The following is a 24,535-nucleotide window of genomic DNA, read 5'->3' on the forward strand; positions in this document are numbered from 1 at the left end:
ATGGCTGATCAATATCAATATGTAAAAGTGTTTGCTCCGGCCTCGGTTGCCAACGTAAGCTGTGGCTTTGATGTGATGGGATTTGCAGTCGATCATCCCGGTGATATAATTGTAGCACGGAGAACAGAAGAACCCGGAATCCAAATAACAAAAGTGTCGGGTGAAAATGGTGTATTGCCTACTTCGGTAAACAAGAATACGGCGGGAGTGGCAGCCCGGGCCCTGTTAAAACAGCTGGACATTGATGCAGGGATTGCATTGGAAATCCATAAGAAAATGCCATTGGGAAGTGGGCTTGGGTCGAGTGCCGCGAGTTCGGTAGGAGCGGTGGTGGCTGTTAATCAATTGCTGGGATCGCCTTTTGCGGCCAATGAATTGCTGACTTTTGCCGCTGAAGGTGAACGTGTGGCCTGCGGTACACCCCATCTGGATAACGTGGCCCCATCACTATTTGGAGGGTTTGTTTTTATCCGTAGTAGTGAGCCCCAGGATGTTATCGAGTTGGATTGCCCGAAGCCATTATTTGCTACCGTCGTACATCCCCAAATAGAGATCAGGACAGAAGATACCCGCAAGATTTTGCGGCGCGATATATCACTACAAAAAGCAGTTACGCAATGGGGGAATGTAGGCGGTTTAGTAGCGGGGCTTTTAAAAGGAGATTATGAACTCATTTCACGGTCGATGCAGGACGTAATAATTGAGCCAATCCGGTCGGTGTTGATTCCGGGCTTTGACGAGGTAAAAAAAGCTGCATTGGATGCCGGAGCATTGGGAAGCGGTATATCTGGATCGGGTCCTTCGATATTTGCTCTGTCCCGGGATAAAGAAACCGCCACGGCGATAGGCGAAGCAATGCAGCATGCATTTGAAGAAATTGGGCTGGATAACGAAGTGTATATATCTCCAATAAATAAAGAAGGTCCCCGAATTTTAGAGGAAGCATAGGAATGAAATATATCAGTACGAATAAGAAGGCCGCTCCGGTATCATTTGCAGAGGCTGCCCTCAGAGGGCTGGCCCCTGACGGGGGGTTATATCTTCCCCAAAGTTGGCCGCAGCTCACAAGTTCTTTTTTTGATAACCTTGGACAGAAAACTCTTCAGGATATCGGCTTTGAAGTATCTCGTTTGTTCGTTGATGGGATAGGTAATGAGTTACTTAAAAAAATTATTAACGAAGTCCTTAATTTTGAGGTACCGCTGGTTTCATTAGGTGATCAAGTGTATGTGTTAGAACTTTTCCACGGTCCAACTCTGGCGTTTAAGGATTTCGGTGCCCGGTTTATGTCACGCATGTTTTCGGCACTGAGGAAAGACTCCGATGAGGATTTGGTGATTTTAGCTGCTACTTCGGGGGATACCGGAAGTGCTGTAGCACAGGGATTTTTAGGGGTGGAAGGGATTCAGGTATGTCTGCTATATCCCAAAGGAAAAGTAAGTTACATTCAAGAGCAACAGCTAACTACAGCCGGCAAGAATGTAGAGGCGTTGGAAGTGGAGGGCACTTTTGATGATTGTCAGCGGATGGTAAAAAAGGCATTTTCAGATCAGTTGCTGAACGAAAAAATGCAGCTTAGTTCGGCCAATTCTATTAATATTGCTCGACTAATTCCGCAGATGTTTTATTACTATTATGCTGTAGCCCAGTTACGTGATGAAGACCATCCTCCTATTTTCTGTGTCCCCAGTGGAAATTTTGGCAATTTAACGGCTGGATTGATGGCGCAAAAAACGGGCATGCCAGCGGCCGGTTTTATCGCTGCCACTAATACGAATGATGTAGTGCCCAAATTTTTAGAAAGTGGTGAGTTTAATCCCCAGCCCTCGAAAAGAACAATTTCAAATGCTATGGATGTGGGAAATCCCAGCAATTTTGCACGTATTGTCGATTTATATAATGGAGAATATCAACAGATGAAACGTCAGATTTGGGGAGCGTCTTTTTCTGATTCGGAAACCCAACAGGCGATAAAGAAAGTCTTTAGTAAACACGAGTACCTGATGGATCCCCATACGGCGGTAGGATATGGGGCGGTCCAACAATATATTCGTTGGGAACAAGGATATTTTGGTGAAAGTGCATCTACCCCTAAAATTATTTTATCAACTGCTCACCCCGCCAAATTTAAAGATGTTATTGAACCCGTAATCGGTGCCGGTATTGAAATACCTGACCGCCTCAAAGCGTGTCTGGAAAAACAGAAGAAGAGCACCGTTTTGAGGAACGAATACGGCGAACTCAAACAGTGGTTGTTAAATCACTATAATTAAATAAGCATAGAGTATCGCTGTTGACTTAGAAAATAGGGATGCTTTATTAAGTCACGGATGATTTCATGGCAATAGCCAGCCCTTTCGTAAACGCTTGAATAACCGCCTCGAGGGTATCAGGAGATGCCCCTTTGGAGACCCATTCCTGATCGTTGTTAGCCAGGGTAAGCGTAACTACAACCAGCGAATCCGTATCTGGGCTCAGTATATCCACTTCGTGGTTTTTGACTTCCAAGTGGAAAACCGAATTGGTTTCGGCGCGAATGGCTGATAAAATCGCATCAATAGGACCAACGCCCTTTGCTTCCGAAATTATTTCTTCTCCCTGTAGGTCGAGCTTTACGGCCGCTTGCACGAGTCCGTGCTTCCGCATCGTAAGTTTATAGTCGAGTACCTCTGCGGGATAATCCAAGTCCAGATCTTCATTAAAGATGAGCGATTGCAGAACTTCAATTTCGTTATTACTTAATGTTTTCCCTTTTTTATTAATTTTTGAGACGTACTCATTGTATAGCTTTTCGTGATCCTCATCCATCTCAAGGTTTGCCATGAAGGTATCGCGCGATTTACCCCAGGAATCCTTCTGCATCTCAATAAAACCTGACTTGATGTAGTTAGTAACTTTATTAATATCGGGCGAAAGGACAGGAGATGACAGAGAATGCTTGGCTACCACCTTGGTATCTTTGAGTCCAGATCCGGTGAGCACAAACAAGCACTTTTTGTTTTTAAACGTGTCCATATTGTTTTTGAATGCGGCCAGCGGCAAGGCACAGGCGGGCTCGGTAAAATGTCCTTCCTCAACCGCCATCTCTTTTAGTGATTGCAGAATTTCGTCTTCCGTAACGGTAAAGGCTGATCCGTCTGATTCTTCGATGCCCAACAACACCTTGTGAAAGTCAACAGGATCTGAAGCGGCGACCGATTGCGCCATGGTGTTAACTTGTTTTTTAATAATTTTCTCTTTTTTGAAAATGCCTTCCACAACGGGGGAACTTTGCTCGGGTTGAATGGCCACCATTTTTGGCAGCTTTGACATTTTACCCGACTCCTTGAGTTCAGAAAATCCCTTCCAGATTGCACCAAAGTTGGTTCCGCATCCAACGGGGACAAAAATGTAATCAAAATCCTCACCCTGTTGCTCCAGCAGTTCGTAGGGGAAAGATTTTTGTCCCTCTTCACGAAAAACATAATCGCCGGCTAAATAATAGTTGCCCGATTTGGCAAATTCGCGGCAGAGCGCTTCGCAGGTACTAAAATCTCCTTTTATGCGGATGATATTGGCATTATAAATAGTGGCCTGTGCAATTTTTGCATCCGTCGTTTTTTCAGGGACAAATACAAAGCAGGGAATCTTGAAATAGCAAGCGTAAGCAGCAACCGAAGCGGCCATATTTCCGGTTGAAGCGAGGCAAATGGCATCAGCACCGAGTTCAAGTGCTTTTTGTACTTCGATATAACTGCCGCGATCTTTAAAGCAGCCGGTGGGGTGTTCAAATTCAAGCTTCGCCCAGAGGTCTGCACCATAGGTTTCGGACAAGCGATCCAGTTTTTTGAGAGCCGATGGGTGCGTTTTCATCGGGTCAGGCTTGAGTTCCTTTAGTGGATATTGGATATCATCTGAAAGCTGATCATAATATACTCTAAGCACACTATCGCATTGAGTGCAATAGGTAGTTGTTTCTTCTTCTGAGTTGAGATGTCCATTTGCTACACATCGTAACTCGTAATTTGTTGTTGCGCTTGCCATAGTAAAATCCCTGATTGAAAATTAATATGTAAATACTATTTAATTAACAGTAGAAAATACTTGATTCCAGATAGGAATGGAATCGATTTTTAAAGATTTAAAATCATTTTAGTTTTTAAGCGGTAGAAGAGAAATTTCATCAAAATCCATATCGAGCTCATCAAGAACCGGTTCGGCCACGTCGGAAATTTCTTCCGGATCAAGATCATCCAGCCCCTCAATTTCAATGTATAACGTATTTTGATGTCCAACGACGCTGTATCGAGCTTTATCAGCGTTAAAGCACTTTCGCAGGGTATCTACGAGTACTTTAATGTCCTGTTCATAAGCCTCGTAATCGGCATTATCGAGTTCACTCATCGTCTTAAAATTTATTCAGATGACTATTTTTAATTGTGGTGGAACAATACATAATAGCTGATAGTCAATCAAAGATTTTACCGGGGGTTTCTTGCTGATGGATTCTGGAAGAAGTTTTAATGTATATGTGATACTAAACTTGTTTCAGGATCGGGGTATTTTCTTATTCAGAAAAAACTTCTAACAGATTTTTATACTCTCTAATAAGCTGTTGGCGGATAGGCTGTGACTTCTCGTAAATAGCCATTTGTTGCTGCATATATTCCCTGCGTCCTTCATCAGTCTCAATTTTGATAGGTTCGAGTCCGCGGTCGCGTAAATCATATGGACTGGCTTTCATATCCATAACCCGTGTTTCTACAGCCAGTTCAAAGGCTCGGCGGATAGTATTGCTCGAAATCCACGGATACATCTTGAAGGCCCATTTATAAAGGTCCATATTCGTATGCAGGCAACCGGGCTGTTCCATTTCGGCAAAATTATCGCGATTGAGTTCAAATTTATTCTGAGGTTTAGCTTCATCCGTAAAAAAACGAAACGCATCAAAATGGGTGCAGACCAGCGGACGTGATTCCACAAACTCAGCTAATTCATCTTTATCCATACGCAAGGAGAGATAATCGTGGCGAACACGATCGGCTTTGTACACCATGGCCCATTCGTGCATCCCAAAACAGCCAAACGAAGGTTTTCGGTCGAGCGATTGTTTAAGGACGTTTAAAATCCACTGGAGGGAAGAGATGCGACTTTTGTCGAAATATTTTATATCCAAAAAACAGTGGTCATCAATAGATTTCATTTCATCAAACATCCAGTCGCTTGGCATGCTGTTTTCAAGCAGTGTTCCCACTCCGGGTGACCAGCGCTTTAGGTGGGAGGGACGAAAAGCATAATATTCAAAAAGGAAATCCAGCACCGGTTCTTTCTGTTGATGAGATCGCTTCTCCAGGTAATCATCAATAAGTTCACTAATTGCCCGTTGATGGGTTTGTTTTTCTTGTTTCCATTGGTCCAAGGTTAAATGGTCATTAATATATGTAGGAACTTGTGTTTCTGTTGAAATCATAGCCTCAAAGATACCAATTGTAAATTGGATTGATAAGCTAAAGTTTGGGTGTCCTTTACATGCTATCTTATTTTTAAAATATTTTAGGTTATTTAATTATTAACCAAAAAAAAATATCAAGTATGAGACGCTTAAAATTATACCTATATCTATTCACAATACTTCTCTTCATTTCGTCGTGTTCTACAATGGATACGTCAGCAGTCAAAGAAATTGATAATGCTGCGGTTGCAATTGTAGGGGTGGATAAACATATAGAATACAGTGAAGATTTTGAGGCTGCACAGCTCGTACAGCGTTTGGCCCAAAGTGATAAATTTGATCTTCACCCTGTTGCTGAAGACCTCCACAAAAAAACTTTTGGAGAGTATACCCGTGTAATGCCTTTCGAGCTAATACCCGAAGAAGAGGTAATTGATACAGAACGCTATAAAAATTTTCAACTGTTTGATTCGGAGTCAGCAGAAGAAACGTTTACCCAAACTTCGAATTTTATAACTGTTAAAAATTACAAGGCTTATAATCCTGTTAATATGCATAGAGGCCATAAAACTGATTTGGCCGAAGCAATACCTGATGAGGCAGAAGCCATGTTGTTAGTAGGGCTTAACTATAAACTGGTTCAGGAAAATTCTCTAATTCCTGGTGTAAACAAAGGTAAAATTGAGGCTGATTTGAATATGGAGCTGGTTAAGCCGAATGGTGATCGAATTATCAATATTAATCAGAAAGCTAAGTCTGATGACGATATGAAGGTTGTTTTGGATGCTGCAATTTTAGATCCTGATAAAATTCAGCCGTTAGTAATGGAGGCCACTGACAAGGTGATGGTAAAAGCATCCGAATTTATCTCAGATAATTTATCAGGCTAATCCTGTTTTTAATAACAATAACACTTGAGTTTTCATATCCCTGTTCCTTTCGAAGATGCTCGAAAGGACAGGGATTTTGTTTTATATATTGTATTTGAGATACCTTTTATGGGAGGGTTTTTATTACCTTAAAATACTGGAGTGTTTAACTCAAACATTAAAATATTGCACAATAATAAATCCCAGTACACCAGCGTGCTTATACAACTCTGGCATTTTATACTACACCTGCGGTGGCATTATCAGCTGTTTATTTTGTCGGGCGGCTTTTTATTAGGTGGTTTTTTGAGTGATGATTTAAATATCCAGTCGTTTGTCATCCAATTCCTAAATGTTCATCTACTTCTTTTTGGCGGAGCAACGGCCTTCAATTCCTATTGGGATAAGGATGAAGGGCCCATTGGGGGACTCAAAAAACCCCCGAAAATGAGGCCCTGGATGTGGGTTGCCTCGATAATCTTTCAATTTATCGGTTTAGGAATAGCGATAGGAGAAGGGTTTTTATTTGCAGGAATTTTTATATCGAGCATGCTCTTTTTCTGGTTGTATTCCACACCCCTGGCGCGATGGAAAAGTCACCCCATAAAAAGCTTGGTGGCTATAGGGGTAAGTACGGGACTAAATTCTGTACTAATGGGATACTTGGCAGCAGGGAATATCCATTTGTCTATTTGGATATTCGTGGCTGCGGTAGGAGCCTCATTGCTGTTGCTTAGTTTATATCCTATTTCGCAAATCTATCAACTGGATGAAGATCGCAAACGCGGTGATCAAACGTTTGCGGTCTATTATGGTAAAAAAGGAGTACAGCGATTTTTTATCGGTGGTTTTGCCGTCGGTTTAGCACTCGTGGTTTTGGCTATGGGACAATCACATTTGACGCTTTCGGTACTTTTTGGAGTTATCGGTTTGATAATATTACTGCTGGTGCAAAGGATTATTCGATCACTGGATAGTAGCGAAGATGATTATTCAAAAGTGATGTGGATTAAATATGGTACGTCGTTCGGTTTTGTGATCTTTTTGATTGCGGGTATTCTCTTAAAACATATCGATATTGATGGAATATCTTGGGTTGCCAAATTGTTGTTAGAGTAAGACCTTCAGGGTACTGTTTATCTACAGTTCGAACATGAATTACAATTACATCTACAGACATTATGAGTATTACAGCAGAAAAAATTATTACGGAAGAAATTATTGACCACGCCTTTACGTATGAGGAGTATCGGGATATGATTGATGATCTCCTTGAACAGGCTAAGACCACGGGCGACAACCATTCGGATGAAATGATTCATTATACGAAGATGAATGTACAGCGAATGAGCAGGTGGGATAACCGGGTTGAACTCAATGATTCATTAGCTAATAAACTTAATAACTTAGACGAAGATTGGATTTGGGTGGTACTTACCGAAGCATGGTGCGGCGATGCAGCTCAAAATATTCCGGCCCTCGTGAAGATGGCGGAGACATCTGAGAATATTGATGTCCGATTTATCTTGCGTGATCAGAACTTGGATATTATGGATGAGTATTTGACTAATGGTGGGCGTTCGATTCCCAAGCTGGTTTGTCTTGATGCTGAAACACTGGAGGAAATCGGAACTTGGGGGCCGCGTCCGGAGATGGCTCAGCAAAAAGCCATGGAATGGAAAGAGGATGACAGTGTTAGCAAAGAAGAGTGGGCCAAAAATCTACATAAATGGTATGCCAAAAACAGAAATAAGGAGTTACAGAAAGAGTTTGAGCAGTTGATTTCGGAATGGCAGAACTAAATATCAGAACAAAAACCTGTAATTAATTTGAGTAATAAAGATTCTTTTTACGAGCATGTAGCGCAGACCAGCGACGCTCCCATGGGGCTGGAGATAGATTATGCTGAAGGCCCTTATATTGTTACCACTGATGGTAAAGAATACGTTGATTTTATTTCTGGCATTGCCGTCAGCAGTTTAGGTCATCGTCACCCCAAAGTGGTGGAGGCCGTTAAGCGTCAGGTGGATCGGCACCTACATGTAATGGTGTATGGGGAATTTATCCAAGAACCACAGTCGGCCTATGCCGAGCTTTTAACATCACAGTTGCCGGATTCCTTGGATCGCGTATATTTCGTAAACAGCGGTACCGAAGCTAACGAAGGGGCACTCAAACTGGCCAAGAAGTATACTGGCCGGCATAAGTTTGTGGGATTTAATCACGGTTATCACGGTGATACCCATGGTTCGTTGAGCGTTACCGGGCGGGATGTCTATCGTGATCCCTATTTACCGTTGTTGCCGGATGTCCATTTCTTGGATTTTAACCATTTTGACGGATTGGAAACCATTGATGAAGAAACGGCGGCCGTAATTATGGAGCCCATCCAGGGGGAAGGCGGTATCATCCCGGCCCAAAAAGATTGGTTGCAGGCTGTGCGTGATCGTTGTGATGAAGTAGGGGCGCTGCTCATTTTTGATGAGATTCAGACAGGATTCTATCGCACCGGTTCGCTGTTTGCTTTTCAGGGATTTGAGGTTGTACCCGATATTATGAGCTTGGCCAAAGCAATGGGCGGAGGTATGCCGATGGGGGCCTTTGTATCGTCATCCGAAATATTCGAAGTGTTTAAACACGACCCCCCCTTAAATCATGTGACGACTTTTGGAGGTCATCCTGTTTCTTGTGCAGCGGCGTATGCCACCCTTTCAGAGTTGTTGTCAGATGATTACGGAGCCAAGGCAAAACAAATTGAGCAAATTGTGAGAGAAGAATTAACAGCAGCGGGTATTGATGAAATTCGCGGGGTGGGAGCAATGCTCGGAATGGAGTTGCAGGACCGGGATCTAACACAAAAAGTAGTGGAGTCGTGTTTTGAGGAAGGAATTATCCTTGGATGGACCCTGCATTCAAATACCCTCGTACGATTGGCTCCCCCATTGATTATTGAAGAAGATCTGTTAAGATCGACGTTGCAAACTATCAATAAAACAGTTAAAAAATACTGTTGAAAGTTGGTAGAGACCACTGCTATTCGTAAACTATTTATTAGAAAATCAATGCTAATAATTAAGTAAGAGCTGCTATGAAAACGATTAATCCGGCAAATGGAGAGCTTATTGAAGAGTACGATCAGATGAATGATGAGGCGTTGGATACTATTGCAAAAGATGCCGCCAGGGCCCAGGAAAAGTGGCGTCGCAATTCATTTTATGAGCGTGGCTTGTTACTGCAGCGAATAGCGGAATTGTTGGAAGAAAAAAAGGAATCGTATGCCGAATTGATGGCCCGGGAGATGGGCAAGCCGCTGGATCAGGGGAAATCAGAAGTTGAAAAATGCGCCTGGGTCTGTAACTATTATGCCGAAAATACCGAGGATTTCCTGGAGGAAGAAATTCTAAAATCGGATGCCAGCAAAAGTTATGTCACCTTTAATCCATTGGGGACTGTTCTTGCTATTATGCCGTGGAACTTCCCTTTCTGGCAGTTATTTCGATTTGGGGCTCCGGCGCTTATGGCCGGCAATGCGGTGATCCTAAAACATGCCCCCAATGTTACGGGTTGTGCGTTGGCTGTTGAGGATTTAATGCACGAAGCAGGTATCTCTGATGATCTTTTTCGAACAGTTGTGGCCGATGTAGATCAAACACAGAACTTGATTGAGCATCCAGATATTGCCGCTGTTACGTTAACGGGTAGTACCCGTGCCGGAAAAGCAGTGGCATCAACAGCGGGAAGCGTACTTAAGAAAACAGTACTCGAACTTGGTGGCAGTGACCCTTACCTGATTTTAGATGATGCTGATGTTGAAAAGGCCGCTGAAACATGTGTAACCTCTCGACTTATCAATAGTGGGCAAAGTTGCATTGCGGCCAAGCGATTAATTGTAGTTGAGGAGGTTTATGATGAATTCCTTGATGCGGTCTTTCATATGATGAATGAAAAGAAAATCGGAGATCCATTTAACAGCTCCACGGATATTGGTCCCATGGCTCGGGAAGATTTAAGGAATAATCTGCATGCACAGGTCCAAAAAAGCGTAGGAAAAGGAGCCGAGTGTATTCTTGGGGGATTTGTCCCCGACAGGAATGGTTATTACTACCCGCCAACAATTCTCACCGAAATTTCAAAGGGTATGCCCGCTTATGAGGAAGAACTTTTTGGTCCGGTGGCTTCCGTTATCAAAGTAAAAGATACCCAAGAGGCTATTAAAGTAGCGAATGACAGTAATTATGGACTGGGTGCGGCGCTGTTTTCTGAGGATCTTCAACGTGCCGAAGAAATTGCTGCCTACGAACTAAAAGCAGGTTGTTGCTTTATAAATGAATTTGTGAAGTCTGATCCACGATTGCCATTTGGGGGTATTAAAGAATCTGGGTATGGTCGTGAACTTTCTCACTTTGGGATAAAAGAGTTCGTAAATATTAAAACAGTGTATAGAGCTTAAAAGTTGTAAGGATTCAGCTTCTTCTTGGTCTTACATTTAGAGAGAAAGGCAAAGTTGTTGACCTATCTTTGTTAAAGGCTACGTATAAAAAAGTGAATCAAATATTAATTAAGTCAAAGAGGAAGCTAAAATGTATCGTTACACGAAATATTTATTGTTTACCGTATTAATAATGGGATTGGTTGCTTGTGGAGATGATAGCACCGGTCCCTCTCCTGAAGAAGCACCCGAGTTACCAAAAGTACAGAATGAGCAAGCCCAGCCGGATGTTTCATTTTTTGAAAATAATCAACCCAAATTGGCTAACTATGATGTGCAGGCTGAGACCTCAAATTATTATGAGGCTCGTCAAGTAGCCCTTTTTCAGGGGATGAGTTCTTTTGCATTTGCTAGTGCTTACAGCGGTTTTTTAATGGCAGCACCTGGTGAAGATCCTGTTTTTGAGGATGGCTTGTGGGTATGGGAGTATTCGTATTCTTATGAGAATGAAAATGTTTCTCTAAAGTTGACAGCTGAAGAAGTTACTGGAGGATATAGTTGGGCCATGTATTGGAGTTATGATGATGGGCAAGGGAACAGTTTCGAAGATTACAAAATGATGGAAGGGACGGTAAGTGAAGATGGATCGGAAGGAAATTGGCAATTTAATTCGTTGGATACAGATACCAATCAGGAAGTCTTGGCCTATACTTCTGAATGGAAAGTAACGAGCGATACTGAAAAAAATATGACTGTTAGATTTTACGATGCTGGCACAGTAACTATGACAACAACTTATGACGAAGATAATCCTGAGCACCAATGGGTGTTTAGTTATCAAAATGAACCGGATGTGACTCTATATTGGAATTCGGATACGAATGTAGGATTTATTGAAGATGGTGATGGGAAAAGATGCTGGGATGAAAACTTTCAAGATGCACCTAATAGCCAACTTTGTTCCTAAACTGGCAAGATTTAGGTATTTCTGATATAAGGCCCGAATTTACTTCGGGCTTTTTTATTTGCAGGAAATTATTGGTTTTGTATGACATGATGCTGTCAATCATAATGTTATATTATTACTGTCTATCTATATAATTTCACCAATGATATTCTTATGGAGCAGCAAGATAAAAACCCCATTCGCGGACGTGGGGCTTCAGATAATCCTGCGAATCGCTTCGAGGGAAAATACGTCGATTATGAGCTTGATGAAGAAACGGGCGAAAAACCTGCTCAGGATACCAAGCTTATGGCCGATGATTCGAAAGAGATCCTTTCCAAAAACGATAGTCCCGATATTCCTTTCACCTATGGATTGAATCCCTATCGGGGATGTGAACATGGATGCATTTATTGTTACGCACGTCCCACCCATGAATTTTTAGGCTTTTCGGCCGGGCTCGATTTTGAATCACGCATTATGGTTAAATATGATGCTGCAGAAAAATTGCGATCTAGATTTGCCTCCCAAAAATGGAACCCTGAACCCATTACATTAAGTGGAGTTACCGATCCCTATCAACCGATAGAAAGAGAGCTGGAAATTACGAGAAGCTGTCTGGAAGTTTTTGCCGAAGCCCGAAATCCGGTAGGAATTATTACGAAGAATTATCTGGTCACCCGTGATATTGATCTGCTTAGCGAATTATCCGAATATAACGCCGTCCACGTTACCTTGTCGATAACCACCCTTAATCGGGATTTAGCGCGAGTGATGGAGCCGCGAACATCACAACCCAATCGAAGGCTTAAGGCTATTGAAAAGCTGGCGGGGAACGGCATTTCAGTAGGGGTAAATGTGGCACCAATTATACCGGGCCTCACCGATCATGAATGTCCTCAAATATTGGAACAGGCAAGAGAGGCCGGAGCTACCCATGCCTCTTACACCATTGTGAGGTTGCCCTATGGTGTTAAAGATCTTTTCAAAGAGTGGCTCGAACAGCATTTCCCGGACCGCAAAGAAAAGGTGTTGAATAGAATTCGAGATATCAGGAGTGGAAAACTAAATAAAAGCGAATTCGGAGAACGTTTTCACGGAGAAGGGAACTACGCCAGCCAAATAAGAAATATGTTCAACATCCATGTTGAAAAACTGGCAATGAACAAGAAAGAACGTGGACTTTCCACTCAACACTTTCGGCGGCCCCAGAAAGGTCAATTGGGTCTGTTTGAAATGTAACATTATGGATAGTTGTTCGTTTAAGAATATATAGAGATAGTACCTTTTGCCCGATATCTGCACACTGAATTTTAAAAATCATTAAAGCCCTGATTTGTCATGCAGATATCGGGTATTTTTTATTCATTTTCCCTTTCATTTCGTATATATTCACTGAACATAAAATTGCTAAATTTTGTACGTTCAGTCTGAATTAAAGTATAAATCAAAACTACTCTTTCTGTTATGTCTAATACTCCTTCTACAATGATGGATCTTGGCACAAAAGCACCGGATTTTAAATTATTTGATACGGTAAATAATCAGTTGGTTTCTCTTGATGATTTTAATAATGCCAAGGGATTATTGGTGGTCTTTATGTGTAACCACTGTCCATTTGTACAGCATATTTTGGATGAATTTGTTATAACAGCAAGAGATCTACAGCAAAAGGGGATTGGTGTTGTCGCAATAAGTTCTAACGACGTAGAAAATTATCCTGATGACAGTCCGGTGAAGATGGCGTCGTTGGCTCGTGAAAAGCAGTTTTCATTTCCATACTTGTACGATGGCACGCAAGAGGTTGCAAAAGCTTATCAAGCTGCTTGTACACCGGATTTCTTCTTATTTGATGTGAACGATGAGTTGGTCTATCGTGGACAATTCGACGACAGCCGTCCGGGGAACGACAAACCAGTTACAGGCAATGATATCCGTGAAGCCGCAGATCTGCTTTTTGATGAAGAAGTCAAAGAAGAGCAGAAGCCAAGTATGGGCTGCAATATCAAGTGGAAAAAAGGAAATGCACCCGAATATTTTGACGGATAGTATCTATCATGTCTCAAGATAGCCGAAATAAAAAAAGTATTGCAGAATTACGGAGGGAGTATTCCCAGCAAGTATTAGCAGAGTCGGAAGTCTGCGACGACCCCATTGAGCAGTTTACGGAATGGTTTGAACAAGCTTTTTCTGCTGATCTTCTTGATGTTAACGCGATGAACCTTTCTACTGCTACCAAGCAAGGTAAACCATCATCTCGGATTGTCTTGCTTAAAGGGGTAGATGAAAATGGATTCCGATTCTATACTAATTATGGTAGTCGAAAGGGGCGGGAGTTGGATGAAAATCCTCATGCCGCATTATGTTTTTATTGGGCACCGCTGGAACGACAAGTCCGTATAGAAGGCAATGTTGAGCGATTAAGCCGATCCGCATCAGAAAATTATTTTAAGCAGCGGCCCAGAGAAAGCAGGTTGGGGGCTTGGGCATCAAAACAGAGTAGCCAGGTTGGTTCAAGAACGGAATTAGAAAACCGATTTCAGGAGATCAAACAAAGATTTAAAGATCAAGAAATACCCTTGCCTGACTTCTGGGGAGGATTTTTATTACGCCCAAAGCGGATAGAATTTTGGCAGGGACGCAAAAGTAGAATGCACGATCGCATCTGCTATGAAAAAGATGAGAATGAATGGAATATATTCAGGCTCGCTCCTTAAAAATATTTCTGAATTAGATTATTTTTAAAAATGGGGAAGGGTAAGCTCGAAAAGTTCAAAGAAGTCACAGCCTTTTCGAATACGCTGGAACTTACTGACTTTCAGGATGAGAACGCCCAAAAACCGAAGGGATGTTGGCATTCTGAAGTGTTTGAGAATAATAATCCCATTGTCTTAGAATTGGCTTGTGGCAAAGGCACCTACACGCTGGAGTTGGCACGTGGCAATCCCAACAAAAACTTTGTTGGAGTCGATATAAAAGGCGCTCGCATCTGGAAAGGCGCAAAACAAGCGTTAGCAGAGGGATTAGAAAATGTGCGGTTTCTTCGGATATACATCGATCACTTGGATGAATATTTTGGGCCTGATGAGATCGATGATATATGGATAACCTTTCCGGATCCGTATCCACGATATTCGGATCGCAATAACCGACTTTCGGCGCCCAAGTTTTTAAAAATCTATCAAAGAGTGATGAAACCACAGGGCGTTATTTATTTCAAAACGGACAGCGACGACCTTTTCTCATTTACCAAAAAGTCTGTCCGAAATACGGGATGTCAAGTGTTGGACCTGGTGGAAGAAATTTATGAAGAGTGCCCCGATGATGAATTACTGACCATCCAAACCCATTTCGAAAAACGTCATCTCGAAGAAGGACGAACGATATCATTTATCAAGTTTTCGCTGCCCTGTAAAGAAATTACGTGGGAGCTTGATTAGGGATTGATTGCCTTCCTAAATTAGTTTACTTGATAGTATTGCTTTATCGGTAGAGAAATGTTTACTTATAATAGTTAACACTGTTAACCCGTACGTATATGAGTAAAACCAAAGAATTGAGTCTTAAAGAGCAAATTGTTGAGGCCGCACGGCAAGTTCTCCTGTCAGAGGGGTATCGAAATTTTTCGCTGCGCAAGATTGCCCGTGAAATTGATGTGAGTGCTACCAGCATCTATCTGCATTTTGAGAATAAAGATGATCTGGTGCATACGCTGATGGAACAGGCCATAGAACGTCTGAATAATAAGCTGCAGCACGTAGCTGCTGAGGCTGATGGCCCCATAGCGAAACTTGAGGCGCTGGCTTATCAATACGTGCAATTTGCGTTAGAGAATCAGCGGGAGTATCAGGTCATTCATCTGACAAGCTCGGATGAGATGACAAGGTATCCCAAAGAGAAGTTTCGCAAGGCTCGGAAAGGCTACGAAATTGTAAGCAGTGTATTACAGGAAGGCGTAAATGCTGAACTTATTGCTGAAGACCAACCTCGCATAGCAGCCTATACGTTTTGGGCGCAATTGCATGGAGTTATGTCAGTGGTCTTATCAAAAAGATTGGATACACGCATCGATCAGCAAGAGTTTATCGACGAAGCTATTGAACATATTATTGATGGATATAAAGTTCGAACGGCTTTACAAACTAATAATAAGTAAGTGTGATTTAATTTATAGGTGACTGTTATGGAATTTTTCAATGAAAGTTTAGGATTTTTATTCCAGTATCCGCTCTGGGCTGTAATTGTGAGCATGGTATTGGTGGCCGGTTTGCTGGCCTTCTGGGGAAGCCCGCTCTGGATTTGGGGAGTAGCCGGATTTGTAGCGCTTTGGGGATTTTCGGCTCCCACCTGGCTTTTTGCTGTGTTTGCGGTGCTGGTGGTTGTATTCAATATAAAACCCATTCGTCGCACGCTTCTTACCAGTCCGCTGATGAAGCTGTTGGATGCGATGAACTTTTTACCCCAAATTTCAGAAACCGAACGTACGGCTATTGAGGCCGGCAATGTTTGGGTGGATGCCGAGCTTTTTTCGGGGAAACCAAACCTGAAAAGACTGGCGAACGAATCATATCCGGAATTGAGTGATGAAGAGCAGGCCTTTTTAAATGGACCCGTTGAAGAATTATGCTCCATGGTTAACGATTGGGATGTGTTTGTACGCAAAGGGTTTACGGATGAAGTGTGGGATTACATGCGGGAGCATAAGTTTTTTGGATTAATTATCCCTGAAAAATATGGTGGGCTCGAATTTTCGGCCTCTGCCCATAGTGCTATTGTTACCAAACTGGCCTCACGGTGCGGTCCCTTGGCAACAACCGTGATGGTTCCCAACTCTTTGGGTCCGGCTGAATTACTGATGCATTATGGAACGAATGAGCAAAAGGATCAGTATCTGCCCAAGCTGGCAACAGGTGAAGAGATGCCCTGTTTTGCTTTGACAGAACCTACAGCCGGTTCTGATGCAGGATCAATGACAGCCGAGGGAGAAGTGTTTAAAGGAGACGACGGTAAGCTTTATATTCGTCTGAACTTTACCAAGCGCTATATCACACTTGCAGCAATTTCAACGCTCATAGGGCTTGCTTTTAAATTGCGTGATCCGGAGAATCATCTTGGAAAAGGAGAGTACCCCGGTATTACGTGTGCCCTTATCCCAAGTGATACCGAAGGGATTATTTTGGGACGTCGTCACGATCCGCTGGGCGTACCATTTTACAACTGCCCTATTGATGGTGAAGACGCGGTAGTTTCGGTCGATCAGATTATCGGTGGACGAGAGCAAGCAGGTAACGGCTGGCGCATGCTGATGGAATCACTCGGTGTGGGACGTGGTATCTCGCTTCCCGCCCAAAGTATGGGAGGAGCGAAGGTGGCGACACGTGCACTTGGGGCTTATACGGCCGTCCGAAAACAATTTGGCATTAACATCGGTAAATTTGAGGGTATTGAAGAGCCGATGGCACGCGTTGGCGGATTTACTTACCTCATGGATGCCGCCCGACGTTATACTTGTGCGGGGCTGGATATTGGGGAAAAGCCTTCGGTGGTAACTGCTATTGCCAAGTACAACTTTACGGAATTAGGGCGCCAGATTATCAATGATGCCATGGATATTCAGGGCGGTGCCGGAATATCGCGGGGGCCTCGTAATATTTTTGCTCACGGATATACCTCACTTCCTATTGCCATTACGGTTGAAGGAGCAAATATTTTAACCCGAAGCCTGATGGTCTTTGGTCAGGGTGCTATTCGCTGCCATCCCTATGCCTATGATGAAATTGATGCTCTAACCAAAGGAGATGCAAAAGCTTTTGATAATGCTTTCTGGAAGCATATTGGTCATGTTATTCGAAATATGTCGCGATCAATGCTGATGAGCCTGACACGTGGTAAAATTGCATCATCACCGGTGGGCGGTCCGGCCGCGAAGTACTACAAAAAGCTGTCTTGGACTTCGGCTTCGTTTGCATTTTTGGCCGATATTGCGCTGGGCTCGTATGGCGGTGGACTTAAAGTTAAAGAGAAAATAAGCGGTCGTTTTGCCGATATCCTAAGCTGGATGTATTTGGCTACGGCAACACTGCGTCGATACGATGCCGAAGGACAGCGCGAAGAAGATCGCGTTTTCTTTGAGTGGTCGATGGATTATGCCTTTGCTCAGATTCAGGAAGCCTTCGATGCAATTTATCGTGAAATCAAAGTGCCCGGTCTTAGCTGGCTTTTCCGTGGACCTATTGCCCTCTGGTCGCGCATGAATCGTATTAGCAGTATGCCGTCTGATAAGCTGGGACATAAAGTAGCCCAAGCGATGCAACAGCGTAGTGAACTGCGCGATCGCATTACAGACGGAATCTATATTCCGGAAGATAAGGAGGAAGCACTTGGACGATATGAGCATGCATTCCGACTTTCAGAAGAAGCAGCTCCGGTTTATAAGAAGATTTATAAAGCGACAAAGAAAAAAGAACTGCCTAAAACACAGGCCCGTTTTGTTATCGATCAGGCATTGGAGAAAGGTATCATTACAGATGAGGAGGCGGATTTATTGCGTAAAGCCGAAGATGCCCGAATCGATATGGTTCAGGTGGATGAGTTTACGCTTGAAGAGTACGAAAACCTGACGCCATCGACACCAAAACTTAAAGACAGTGCCGAGGCAGAAAATATAGCAGGATAACGGTCTAAACATTTACCTTGAGCGTAGGGAGCCCTGTCAACCTTTATGGCTGGCAGGGCTTTTTTATTGCAATAGTTTATATTGATTTAATCGGACATATTTAGTTAATTAAACTATAAATAAATAATTGAGCAGTATAAAATACTGCTCAAGGTGATAAGCATAGTATTAAATAGATGTCCGATGCTCAGTTAGATCATATTGACCGTAAGATATTGACCATTCTTCAGCAAGACGGTCGTATCGCGAATAACAAACTCGCTGAAAAAGTGGGCCTTACTACTACGCCAACTTTAGAGCGTGTTAAACGATTAGAGCGCGAAGGCATCATAAAAGGATATAGTGCTCGCGTTGATGAAGAAGCGATAGGAAAAGGGTTGGTCGTATTTTGTTCACTGCGATTGGCAGTCCACCAGATGCATACACTGGATGAAGTTTGTGATCAGATTAACGAAATGACCGAAATTCAGTCCTGTTATCACATCACGGGTGATTCGGATTTTCTGCTGAAAATTGTAGTTAAGGATATGCCAGCCTACGAAAAGTTTATGCACGATAAATTAACTCGATTACCCGGTATTGAACGTATTTATAGCAATATCGTTCTGTCCACTAAAAAGGAAAATTATCACATACCAATAGACGAGGACCAAGACCATGGATAAATCAAAAATGCATATCGAAAGTGAAACGGTTCATGCTGATCATCCAACGAACGATCCGTTTGGTTCGCATGTGATGCCAATTTACCAGACGTCTACTTTCCGGTTTGATACGGTAGAAGATGGGCGCAAGTTTTTTGCCCACGAAGAGGGTGGTGCTACGCATTCATATTCACGCTTGGGAAATCCAACCGTAGATAAGCTGGAAACCATATTTGCGCGATTGGAGGGAAATGGTCTTCAGGATCAGGAAGATATTTCTGCCTTGGCTTTTAGTAGCGGGATGGCAGCAATCAGCACAGCCTTAATTGCAATGGGGCAAGGTGGATCAATAATTGCTCAACCGGCACTATACGGATGTACGGGTCAGTTTCTAAAAGAGGAAGCCCCCAAGTTGGGGATGAAGACCCATTTTTTGGATTTGAATGATCTGGAAGCTTTGGATGAAATGTTGATGGAGCATTCCGATGTAAATGTGATATATGCTGAAACGATTGCCAATCCTACAATGGAGGTGGCAGATATATCTGCTATCGCCGATTTGGCGAAGGCTTATGATGTGATTTTGATGGTAGATAATACCTTTGCGACCCCCTATCACGTACGTCCGTTGGAGTATGGTGCGGATATTGTCTTGCATTCCGCAACGAAGTATTTAAATGGACATGGAACCCTTATTGGAGGAGCTCTTGTAGGACGAGATTCGTTGTTGGAGGAATACAGCCTGGCAACGTATCGCAAGAATCTGGGGGGTGTTATGAGTCCTTTTGAAGCGTGGTTATTGCTCAATGGATTGAAAACATTTAACCTGAGGATGGAGCGTCACGCTGAAAATACGATGGAAGTAGCCGAATATTTGGAGCAGCACGAAGCAGTAAGTAAGGTTTTTTATCCGGGACTCAAATCACAGCCCAATTATAATTTGGCTAAAAGTATTTTCGAAGGTGGATATGGAGGAGTGCTGAGTTTTGAACTTAAAGGCGGTTTTGATGCCGGTGTCCATGTCATGGAAAATGTAGAGTTCTGTACACTGGCAGTGAGTTTGGGAACGGCGGATACCTTAATTCAGCATCCCGCATCAATGACGCATTCAGTGATGGATGAAGAGTTGCGTTTACAAGCGGGCATTACTGATGGACTGGTTCGGTTGGCTGTTGGAATAGAGAGGGTGGATGATATCATTGCTGATTTAAAACAGGCATTACCTGAAATTGAATCGGTGACTGCGTAAGAAAAATTGGATTTTGAAATAAATGCCCGAACCCACCAATGTATCGGGCATTTATTTTATCATGATGGCCTTTAAAATTTGCCAATCCTTGCCGGTTCTTTCTTGGCCCTATGGGACGCTGCTAACAGATGAATCGCAATAGCTGCATCCATCTGATCAGTTGGGATTTAATGGTGATAACGTTGTGAATATCGAACTCGCATGGCAGGAGAATCTTTATTCCGGAAGATGAGGACGGAGGCTTTAACAATATGATCATAAATTCCGACTTTCAGAACAAGCATCTGAGCCTACCGGGAGACCTGAAGAATATCGTGTAGATATTCTCCAAGTTGATTAGTTTTGCCTTTAAGATTACGCCCCCCCCCCATAATGCTTTAATCTAAAGTGAAGGTAAAATCCTAAAAAAAATTGAAATAAATCGATAAAAAAGTAGCATAGACCTGAGTTATATTAAATATTGATGTCGTTTAAATTATTAAAATAAATGGAGCGACATTATTTATGTCACATCTAAGTAACTCAACCTGGCAAATTTGGGTTGATACAGGAGGTACATTTACGGATTGCATTGCCATAGATCCGGACGGATACCAGACAACAGTAAAAGTACTTAGCAGTAGTTCGCTTAGGGGACAAATAACTGCTTCAATATCTGATTTTTCCTATCAGCTTGAAGAGGAGTGGGAAGCCCCCAGAAATTTCATATCAGGGTTCACCTTCTCTTTGCTTGATGAACCAGAAGTTAATGCGACGGTGACGGCATTCGATCCGAAAAGCTCAACAATTACACTTGATAAGGTGTTGGATATCCAAAACTTTCCTGCTTCTTTTGAGGTACAATCTAATGAGGAAGCACCCATTTTAGCGGCTCGTCTTGCTACAATGACATCTTCAAATCAGTCATTGCCTCCCCTTAACTTTCGACTGGCAACGACCAAAGCCACAAATGCATTGCTTGAGAAAGAGGGTGCTCCTACAGCGCTCTTTGTTACTGAAGGTTATCAAGATTTGCTGGAGATAGGCAATCAACAGCGTCCTGATCTTTTTGCAATGGAGGTTCAGAAACGTAAGCCTATTTATGACCATGTTGTTGAAGTACCCGGGCGATTGGGACACGATGGAAATATCTTAAAAGAACTTAATTGTTCTGATATCGATGCTCGGGTTGAACAATTGATAGAAGAGGGAATAAGCACTGCTGGGATTGCGTTGATGAATAGCTTTAAAAATGGGAAGCATGAACAAAAATTGAAGAAGTGGCTTCTAAATAAAGGATTCGATCATGTTTCGACATCATCTGAACTAAGTCCGTTTATTGGGATTATTCCAAGGGCAGAAACGACCCTGGTGAATGCCTATCTTTCCCCGATTATCCAAGACTATCTTGATGACGTAGAAAATGCACTATCTGAACACCAGCTCTATGTGATGACCAGTGCCGGTGGACTCACGGTTAAAGATCAATTTACTCCCAAAGATAGTCTGTTGAGCGGTCCGGCCGGTGGCGTGGTAGGAGCAGCAACGGCTGGTGAAGAAGCGGGATTTAACCAAGTCATATCATTTGATATGGGGGGCACGAGTACCGATGTGGCTCGTTATGATTCCGGCTTTGATTATATTTTTGAGCATTCTGTTGGTGATGCTCACTTGGTTGCGCCCGCACTTAATATTGAAACAGTAGCTGCCGGGGGCGGTTCGGTATGTTACTTCGATGGTCATAAGCTTTGCGTGGGTCCCCAGAGTGCAGGTGCATTTCCCGGTCCAGCTTGTTACGGCGCCGGCGGGCCGCTTACTATGACCGACGTGAATTTACTCTTGGGTCGGTTGCACGCTCAGAATTTTCATATTCCTGTGGATATTAGTGCAGCCGAGCGAGAATTGGAGAAAGTAGTTGAAGATATTCATTCAAGAGGATCCAAAGATGTTGCAAAAAGTGACATTCTTACCGGTTTTTTGAAAATAGCTAACGAGCGTATGGCCGATGCAATTTGCAAAGTATCCGTTCGCAAGGGATATGATACTCAAGACTATGCAATGGTTGCTTTTGGTGGTGCGGGGGGACAGCATGCCTGTGCCATTGCACATCGCCTTGATATTGATACTATTATTATTCCCAAAGAAGCTGGATTGCTCAGTGCTTTTGGAATTGGGCATGCCGAAGTGGAAGAGTTTGCTGAAACTCAAATCCTGAAGCGGTTCAATGAAATTGCTGCTAAGCTTGATGATATCTGTTCAAAAATGACTTGGCAAGCCAAACGGAAGCTTCAGGATATCGGAATCCTGAAGGATAAAATAACTGTCAGGCGAAAGATATTGTCAATGCGTTTGCAGGGACAAGAAACTTCGCTGGAAATTGAATTTGCTGAAGATATTAATCCCAAAAAAGCTTTTAAGAAGGCATATAAGGAACGATATGGTCATTGGATTTCAGATCGAATTATTGAAGTGGAAAGCCTTCGTGTGGTTGTTGCAATGCAGAATAACAAAAACTCTAATAATCCAATTTTAGAAACACATGCATCGTCTGAGCCAGCTTTTGAGCATGCTATCTGGTTTGATGGTGTTAAACAATCAACGCCGGTTTTTGATCGTGGAGATTTGAAGTACGGATCACAGATTGATGGACCGGCTTTAATTCTGGATCCTCATAGTACTATTGTAGTAGAACCCGATTGGAGACTTATTGTTAATAAACAAGAGGCGCTGCAACTTGAGAAAAAGAAACGTAATCAATCAGTTTCAAAGAATGAAGAATCAGAAGTGGTGAACCTGGAGCTGTTTACCAATCGATTTAGTTCTATAGCAAGTGAGATGGGTGAAATGTTACAGCGAACGGCTTTATCGGTAAATGTTAAAGACCGTTTGGACTTTTCCTGTGCTTTGTTGAATGCAAAGGGAGAGTTGGTGGTTAATGCCCCGCATATTCCGGTTCATCTTGGGGCGTTGGGATTGTGTGTTCGCAAATTAAAAGAAGAACTGGTGATGGAACCGGGAGATGTTGTAGTAGCTAATCATCCTGCTTACGGAGGGTCACATTTGCCTGATGTCACCGTAGTAACTCCTATTTATATTGGCAATGAGCACCTTGTTGGTTATGCTGCAAGTCGGGCTCACCATGCCGAAATTGGTGGCATCACTCCCGGATCAATGCCGCCTACCGCAACTAACTTGCAGGAAGAAGGGGTTGTTATTCCGCCCATGTATGCTATTAGAGGCGGCAGTGAGGAATGGAAAAAAATCAGGAAACATCTGCTTTCAGGGAAATATCCCACTCGTAATGTGGAAGAAAATATTGCTGATTTGCAGGCTGCTGTGGCAGCCAACCAGCGTGGGGTTACCGGTTTACAAAAGCTGTGCAAGAAGTATGGTATCGAGGAAGTGGAATATTATATGAATAAATTACAAGCACATGCCGAAACCAAAATGCGTGATACCATTACTAATATTCCATCTGGGAATTACGAAAGCAAGGAACTGTTGGACGATGGTACCCCGCTGAAGGTTACCATGGAGGTATTGGAAGATCGTATAGCAATGAATTTTGACGGAACAGGATCAGTTCATAAATATAATCTAAACGCTACGCCCGCAATTGTTAATAGTGTTGTGATGTATATGTTGCGATTACTGATTGATGAACCCATACCGCTTAACGAAGGATTATTAAATCCGGTTGATATTAGGTTGCCGAACTGTTTGCTCAATCCAAATTTTAATGCTGACCCGGGAAAATGTCCCGCCGTGGTGGGCGGTAATACTGAGGTAAGTCAACGCTTGGTGGATACGCTGCTTAAACCATTCGATAGGATGGCTTGCAGCCAGGGGACGATGAATAATGTACTGTTTGGCAACGATAATTTTGGATATTACGAGACCGTAGGCGGGGGAACAGGCGCGGGACCCGATTTTGACGGCACCGATGCAGTACATCACCATATGACAAACACTAAAGGTACGGATCCTGAAATTTTGGAATATCGATACCCTGTACGCCTCGAGGAATATAGTATCCGCAGAGGGTCGGGTGGTAAGGGGCTTCAAAGAGGAGGAAATGGTATTGTTAGAAAAATGACCTTCTTGGAAGATGTTGAATTAACCGTCTTGACGCAGCATCGAAAAAATAAACCCTACGGATTACAGGGTGGTTCTCCCGGTAAAGAGGGGCAGCAATGGGTAGTCCACAAAGATGGACGACGCGAAACCCTCAATAGTGTTGATGGACGATCGCTTCAGAAAGGAGATCAATTTATTCTGAAAACACCGGGTGGGGGTGGATTTGGAGATTGAA

20 protein-coding genes are annotated in these 24,535 nt (G+C 42.9%); 17 read left to right on the plus strand and 3 right to left on the minus strand.

Features of this window, described 5'->3' with window-relative positions; translation table 11 throughout:
- Together ACQ76V_RS03740 and thrC (ACQ76V_RS03745) are read left to right on the plus strand one after the other, a co-directional pair.
- The gene (locus ACQ76V_RS03740) at positions 1–948 is read left to right on the plus strand and encodes a homoserine kinase (protein ID WP_440999138.1); all 948 of its coding nucleotides are present in this window, start codon (positions 1–3) and stop codon (positions 946–948) included.
- A 2-nt stretch (positions 949–950) separates the two neighbouring features.
- The gene (gene thrC, locus ACQ76V_RS03745; RefSeq protein WP_440999139.1) at positions 951–2,273 is read left to right on the plus strand and encodes a threonine synthase; all 1,323 of its coding nucleotides are present in this window, start codon (positions 951–953) and stop codon (positions 2,271–2,273) included.
- 46 nt (positions 2,274–2,319) lie between these two features.
- Here the strand turns inward: thrC (ACQ76V_RS03745) and thrC (ACQ76V_RS03750) are convergent, their stop codons facing one another.
- From thrC (ACQ76V_RS03750) to ACQ76V_RS03760, 3 genes are all read right to left on the minus strand, one after another.
- A complete protein-coding gene (gene thrC, locus ACQ76V_RS03750; protein ID WP_440999140.1) occupies positions 2,320–4,023 on the minus strand; it encodes a threonine synthase in 1,704 nt (567 codons plus the stop codon).
- A gap of 108 nt (positions 4,024–4,131) precedes the next feature.
- Entirely contained in the window at positions 4,132–4,383 is a 252-nt protein-coding gene (locus ACQ76V_RS03755) for a hypothetical protein (RefSeq protein ID WP_440999141.1), read from the minus strand.
- 163 nt (positions 4,384–4,546) lie between these two features.
- Positions 4,547–5,449 carry a 3-methyladenine DNA glycosylase gene (locus tag ACQ76V_RS03760; protein ID WP_440999142.1) on the minus strand — a complete coding sequence of 301 codons (903 nt, stop codon included), beginning with the start codon at positions 5,447–5,449 and terminating at the stop codon, positions 4,547–4,549.
- Positions 5,450–5,637: 188 nt separating this feature from the next.
- Here ACQ76V_RS03760 and ACQ76V_RS03765 point away from each other — a divergent pair, with 188 nt between their 5' ends.
- From ACQ76V_RS03765 to ACQ76V_RS03835, 15 genes are all read left to right on the plus strand, one after another.
- The gene (locus ACQ76V_RS03765) at positions 5,638–6,321 is read left to right on the plus strand and encodes a hypothetical protein (RefSeq protein ID WP_440999143.1); all 684 of its coding nucleotides are present in this window, start codon (positions 5,638–5,640) and stop codon (positions 6,319–6,321) included.
- 195 nt (positions 6,322–6,516) lie between these two features.
- Positions 6,517–7,419 (plus strand): UbiA family prenyltransferase, encoded by a 903-nt coding sequence (locus tag ACQ76V_RS03770; RefSeq protein ID WP_440999144.1) that lies wholly within the window; start codon positions 6,517–6,519, stop codon positions 7,417–7,419.
- Between the two features lie 62 nt (positions 7,420–7,481).
- The gene (locus ACQ76V_RS03775; RefSeq protein ID WP_440999145.1) at positions 7,482–8,102 is read left to right on the plus strand and encodes a thioredoxin family protein; all 621 of its coding nucleotides are present in this window, start codon (positions 7,482–7,484) and stop codon (positions 8,100–8,102) included.
- A gap of 27 nt (positions 8,103–8,129) precedes the next feature.
- Positions 8,130–9,314: an aspartate aminotransferase family protein gene (locus ACQ76V_RS03780; protein WP_440999146.1), complete on the plus strand. Its 1,185-nt coding sequence runs from the start codon at positions 8,130–8,132 to the stop codon at positions 9,312–9,314.
- 74 nt (positions 9,315–9,388) lie between these two features.
- On the plus strand, positions 9,389–10,750 hold the full coding sequence (locus tag ACQ76V_RS03785) for an NAD-dependent succinate-semialdehyde dehydrogenase (protein WP_440999147.1): 1,362 nt from the start codon (positions 9,389–9,391) through the stop codon (positions 10,748–10,750).
- Positions 10,751–10,880: 130 nt separating this feature from the next.
- Positions 10,881–11,696, plus strand: coding sequence for a hypothetical protein (locus tag ACQ76V_RS03790; protein ID WP_440999148.1), 816 nt, complete (start codon positions 10,881–10,883; stop codon positions 11,694–11,696).
- Between the two features lie 153 nt (positions 11,697–11,849).
- Positions 11,850–12,917 (plus strand): PA0069 family radical SAM protein, encoded by a 1,068-nt coding sequence (locus ACQ76V_RS03795; RefSeq protein ID WP_440999149.1) that lies wholly within the window; start codon positions 11,850–11,852, stop codon positions 12,915–12,917.
- Between the two features lie 225 nt (positions 12,918–13,142).
- Positions 13,143–13,724, plus strand: coding sequence for a thioredoxin family protein (locus tag ACQ76V_RS03800; protein ID WP_440999150.1), 582 nt, complete (start codon positions 13,143–13,145; stop codon positions 13,722–13,724).
- 8 nt (positions 13,725–13,732) lie between these two features.
- Positions 13,733–14,392: a pyridoxamine 5'-phosphate oxidase gene (pdxH, locus tag ACQ76V_RS03805; protein ID WP_440999151.1), complete on the plus strand. Its 660-nt coding sequence runs from the start codon at positions 13,733–13,735 to the stop codon at positions 14,390–14,392.
- A 30-nt stretch (positions 14,393–14,422) separates the two neighbouring features.
- Positions 14,423–15,115, plus strand: coding sequence for a tRNA (guanosine(46)-N7)-methyltransferase TrmB (gene trmB, locus ACQ76V_RS03810; protein ID WP_440999152.1), 693 nt, complete (start codon positions 14,423–14,425; stop codon positions 15,113–15,115).
- Positions 15,116–15,213: 98 nt separating this feature from the next.
- Positions 15,214–15,831 (plus strand): TetR/AcrR family transcriptional regulator, encoded by a 618-nt coding sequence (locus ACQ76V_RS03815; protein WP_440999153.1) that lies wholly within the window; start codon positions 15,214–15,216, stop codon positions 15,829–15,831.
- Between the two features lie 27 nt (positions 15,832–15,858).
- On the plus strand, positions 15,859–18,351 hold the full coding sequence (locus tag ACQ76V_RS03820; RefSeq protein WP_440999154.1) for an acyl-CoA dehydrogenase: 2,493 nt from the start codon (positions 15,859–15,861) through the stop codon (positions 18,349–18,351).
- A gap of 176 nt (positions 18,352–18,527) precedes the next feature.
- Positions 18,528–19,016: an Lrp/AsnC family transcriptional regulator gene (locus ACQ76V_RS03825; RefSeq protein WP_440999155.1), complete on the plus strand. Its 489-nt coding sequence runs from the start codon at positions 18,528–18,530 to the stop codon at positions 19,014–19,016.
- Positions 19,009–20,244, plus strand: coding sequence for a trans-sulfuration enzyme family protein (locus ACQ76V_RS03830; RefSeq protein WP_440999156.1), 1,236 nt, complete (start codon positions 19,009–19,011; stop codon positions 20,242–20,244). Before ACQ76V_RS03825 ends, ACQ76V_RS03830 begins: the two co-directional genes overlap by 8 nt.
- Before the next feature lie 504 nt (positions 20,245–20,748).
- Positions 20,749–24,534 carry a hydantoinase B/oxoprolinase family protein gene (locus ACQ76V_RS03835; protein ID WP_440999157.1) on the plus strand — a complete coding sequence of 1,262 codons (3,786 nt, stop codon included), beginning with the start codon at positions 20,749–20,751 and terminating at the stop codon, positions 24,532–24,534.
- The last annotated feature ends 1 nt before the right edge of the window (position 24,535 follow it).

Source organism: Fodinibius sp. SL11, from assembly GCF_052060035.1.
GTDB lineage: Bacteria > Bacteroidota > Rhodothermia > Balneolales > Balneolaceae > Fodinibius.